This is a genomic window from Priestia sp. KCTC 13724 (assembly GCF_056820425.1).
In genome coordinates this window covers 1-4,375 of the sequence record NZ_JBXDLD010000038.1, presented here as the reverse complement: position 1 = coordinate 4,375, position 4,375 = coordinate 1, and the positions used below count along the sequence as shown (strand labels likewise).

Below are 4,375 nucleotides of genomic sequence, written 5' to 3'. Positions count from 1 at the left end.
CAGATGCGGGATATGGAAGTGAAGAGAATTACCTCGATGTGCAGAACAGAAAGCGTACGCCTCTTATCATATATAGTATGTATCGAAAAGAGAAGAAAAAACGCGTTAAGAATGACCCATTTCAGACAGCGAATTGGGATTATCATGAAGAAGATGATTCCTTTACTTGTCACAGACCGTTACGGATTTACAAGGTTATTCAATGTGTACGAATGTGAAGACTGTTCAGGTTGTCCTTTTCGTTCACAATGTACGAAGGCGAAGGAAGGAAATAACCGAAGAATCCATTATAACGAAAAGTGGGAACAACAAAAGAAAAGCATTCAACAGCTGCTTTCAGAAGAAAAAACGGGTAAAATCTACGGAAAACGTAAGATTGACGTAGAACCAGTTTTTGGATATCTGAAGGCTAATTTGCGTTTCACTCGAATGTCCGTAAGAGGCAAGGAGAACGTGAAAAACGAATTAGGGTTTGCGTTCATGGCGGTGAATGTACGAAAGTACATCGCCTCCAGCGTAAAATGTGCATAGACCAATCAAACAGATCAACAAAAAAGGGTTCTCATCATCAAAATGCGATGATGAGAACCCTTTTTCATTATTTTTGGCTAGTTATGTCCCAGCCTCTTTTTTATAAAGTAATGGTAGAGAAGGTGACAAAAAAATATGTTATGTTTTCTGACATCTTTGCTGTTGAATTCATTTATTTAGTTTAAGGTTAACATAACGTAACGAATTAAAGGATGATGATATGACAACACGGTGGATTACAAGCATTGGGCTTGATGTTGGAACAAGTACCACAAAGCTGATTGTAAGTGAACTTTTAGTCAATCAGATCAACGGCGCCTTTTCGCTGCCTAGCTGTGATATTGTGGATCGAAAAGTTACTTATCAAAGTGAGATTTACACAACGCCTTTAAAAACAGAGGTTGAAATTGATGTAGAAGCACTCAGTGAACTGCTTCAGGTAGAGTATCAAAAAGCAAACGTAGCACTTCAAGCCGTGGAATCGGGTGCGGTCATAATTACAGGAGAAACAGCCAGAAAAGAAAATGCAGAAAAAATTCTTCATTATTTAGCTAATCGAGCTGGAGACTTTGTCGTAGCAACAGCTGGTGCGGACTTAGAAGGGATGTTGGCAGCGAAAGGTTCTGGTGCGGTTGCCCTGTCCGAGGAAACAGAAGGAGTCATCGCTAATGTTGACGTCGGGGGAGGAACGGCTAACGTTGCTCTTTGTGAAGATGGAAAAGTTATTGGCACGTTTACATTTCATATTGGAGGACGATTAGTCCGAATTCAAGAAGGTGGTCGTGTAGACTATATTTCACCGTTTTTACAACCTTTTTTAAAGGAATATCAATCTACTATGCAGGTTGGTAGAACGATAGATTTTGAACAAGCTGCGGTGCTAAGCGATTGCTTAGCAGATGAACTTCTAAGCTTTTTAAAAGAACGTGACCGAGCATCGTCTGTGCTTCTTTTAGCCACTCTAAGTCAATCTTTACCAACCATTGAAAAAGTGCTTATTTCAGGTGGAATTGGAAAAATGATGAATGAACACTCTCCTACTACGCTAAAGGAAGCCGTGGCATTTGGTGACATTGGTCCACTTTTAGCAGCAAGCTTAAGGAAAAGAGGAGCAGAGGCAGCACCAGAAACAGCTCGAGCAACGGTCATTGGTGCAGGCATGCAAAATACAGAAATAAGCGGAGCAACAGTATACATAGCAGAAGATTGTTTGCCTCTAAAAAACATTCCAATTGTTAAAGTAGACGTAGAGAAAAATGGAGTGTGGAACGAACTGTCTTTTGTGAAAAGGCTACAAAGTACGCTATCTCAAGCGAACACCATATTCGATTGTGAAGGACAAGCTACAGCTATTGCGCTGCAAGCTTTTACTACCTGCACGTATACGATGCTTCAAGAGTTAGCAGAAGCTCTATACAAAAGCTATATGAACTTTTTCTCACAGGCGTCTTGCCTCATCGTTTTATGTGAGCAAGATTTAGCAAAAGCACTTGGACAAGCTATTCAAAAGCGTAACAAAGCATTGAAAGTCATAGTGCTTGATGGCATTGATTTTACGTATGGAGACTACATTGATATCGGCATGAAAACCGTTGGAGAAGCAGTCACTGTATCAGTAAAAACGTTAGCTTTTTAAAAGGAGATGAAAAGATGATCAAGTCGTGCGCAGTATTAGGAGAACAATTTGTATTTAGAAGCTTAAAGGAAATTATGGCAAAGGCAAACGAAGCGCGTTCGGGAGATGAATTAGCGAGGATTGCAGCAAGCTCTATGAAAGAGCGAATGGCAGCTAAGCAAGTATTGGCAAACTTAATGCTAAAAGAAATTCGAGAATATCCAGTTTTAAGCCCTGAACAAGATGATGTATCAGCACTTATTGAAGAACAGGTACATGAAGAAATTTTTAAAGTAATTCAAAACTGGACGGTGGCGGATCTTCGCGAATATGTACTAGAAGATCAGCACGAAGGAGCGGACTTACTTTATATCGCCAAAGGATTAACGAGCGAAATGATTGCAGCGGTCACTAAAATTATGTCAAATCTAGATTTAATTCAAGCCGCTTCTAAGATCGAAGTGAAAGCAACTTGTCAGACAACTATTGGTATGAAAGGAGTACTCGCATCACGAGCGCAGCCGAATCATCCCTCAGATAATTTAGCCGGCATGCGTGCGTCTTTATACGAAGCGCTCAGCTATGGTATTGGCGATGCTGTTATCGGTATTAATCCTGTTATTGATACAACTGAAAATATTTATGCGCTTTTAAATGAAACAAAGTCAATTATTGATGAATTTCAAATTCCTACCCAAAACTGTGTCCTTGCACATGTGACCACTCAAATGCGTGCGATTGAAAAAGGCGCTTCAGCAGATTTGATCTTTCAAAGCTTAGCGGGAACGCAAGCAGGAAACGAATCGTTTGGTATTTCGCTTTCGATGCTAAAAGAAGCCACTGCATTGATTAATGAAAAAGGCACTGCGGTAGGTCCTCATCGCTGGTATTTCGAAACTGGTCAAGGCTCTGAGCTTTCTGCTGAAGCTCATTACAATATTGATCAAGTCACGCTTGAAGCAAGATGTTACGGCTTAGCACGTCAGTTTAACCCCTTTTTAGTCAACACGGTTGTTGGGTTTATCGGTCCAGAGTATTTATACGATAGTAAGCAAGTAACAAGAGCAGGGTTAGAAGATCATTTTATGGGGAAAATGCACGGCTTACCGATGGGAGTGGATGTGTGCTATACGAATCATATGAACGTTGATCAAAATGATATGGATAACTTAAGCATGCTGCTTGGCACAGCGGGCGTAAACTTTGTAATTGGTGTACCGATGGCTGATGACTGTATGCTAAACTATCAGTCGCTAAGCTATCATGATATCGCGACGGTTCGACGAATTTTAAACCAAGGACCGATTTCTATCTTTAAGCAGTGGTTAGAAGAGTATGGCATTATGGAAAACAATCGATTTACGTCCAAAGCAGGTGATCCAACCATTTTTATGAACGGCGTGTTAGGAGGAATGAAGTAATGAAAAATGAAAAAGAACAGCTGCTAGCTCGCTTAAAAGGTTTCACGCCAGCCCGAATTGGTGTAGGACGAACGGGAACAAGGCCGCTAACTTCTGATGTATTAGCCTTTCGAACAGATCATGCAGCTGCTGTTGATGCGGTGTACGGTGAAGTGGATTATGAATTATTGGAAGATTTAGAATTATTTTCGATTGATACAAAGAGTACGTCAAAAGAGCATTATTTAAAATTCCCTGACCAAGGGAGATTGCTTTCAGAGCTTGCAAAAGAACAATTAAAACGTAACTGCCGAAAGCAGCCAGACGTTCAAATTGTTGTTTCTGACGGATTGAGCGCAAATGCAATCGAAGCAAATATCCGCGATGTTTATCCAGCTTTGGTTGATTCATTGGATTCATATGACCTTAGTGTTGGGACTTCCTTCTTTGTAAAAGGAGGGAGGGTTGCATGCATGGATGATATTGGTGATATTTTAGCTCCAAAAACACTCGTTTTACTTATTGGAGAACGACCTGGACTTGTCAGCGCAGAATCGATGAGCGCATACATGTGCTATCAGCCACAAAAAGGAAAAAAAGAGTCCGACCGCATGGTGATTTCTAATATTCATCGTGGCGGCACTCCTCCGTTAGAAGCAGCTGCACATATCGGTACAATTATTTATCAAATGATCCAGCAGCAAACAAGCGGTGTTCACCTCGTTATTTAATCGTTTTTATCAGTAAAAACAACATACATAAAAGGAGCATTCCTGTTAGAAGGATTTTCGGGGACTTGAACAAAAAAGAGCCCTCTTGGTATGATACG

General features: G+C 40.6%; 3 protein-coding genes and 1 pseudogene. All 4 read left to right on the top strand.

Translation table 11 applies throughout. The features are described 5' to 3' along the window. Positions 1 to 716, top strand: a pseudogene (locus tag AC1UFB_RS06150) (transposase); the annotation flags it as partial. A 35-nt stretch (positions 717 to 751) separates the two neighbouring features. Beyond that, the gene (locus tag AC1UFB_RS06145) at positions 752 to 2,167 is read left to right on the top strand and encodes an ethanolamine ammonia-lyase reactivating factor EutA (RefSeq protein ID WP_100347876.1); all 1,416 of its coding nucleotides are present in this window, start codon (positions 752 to 754) and stop codon (positions 2,165 to 2,167) included. 14 nt (positions 2,168 to 2,181) lie between these two features. Continuing rightward, positions 2,182 to 3,567 carry an ethanolamine ammonia-lyase subunit EutB gene (locus AC1UFB_RS06140; RefSeq protein WP_100347875.1) on the top strand — a complete coding sequence of 462 codons (1,386 nt, stop codon included), beginning with the start codon at positions 2,182 to 2,184 and terminating at the stop codon, positions 3,565 to 3,567. After that, positions 3,567 to 4,277 (top strand): ethanolamine ammonia-lyase subunit EutC, encoded by a 711-nt coding sequence (gene eutC, locus AC1UFB_RS06135; protein WP_076513499.1) that lies wholly within the window; start codon positions 3,567 to 3,569, stop codon positions 4,275 to 4,277. Before AC1UFB_RS06140 ends, eutC begins: the two co-directional genes overlap by 1 nt. Positions 4,278 to 4,375 lie beyond the last annotated feature (98 nt).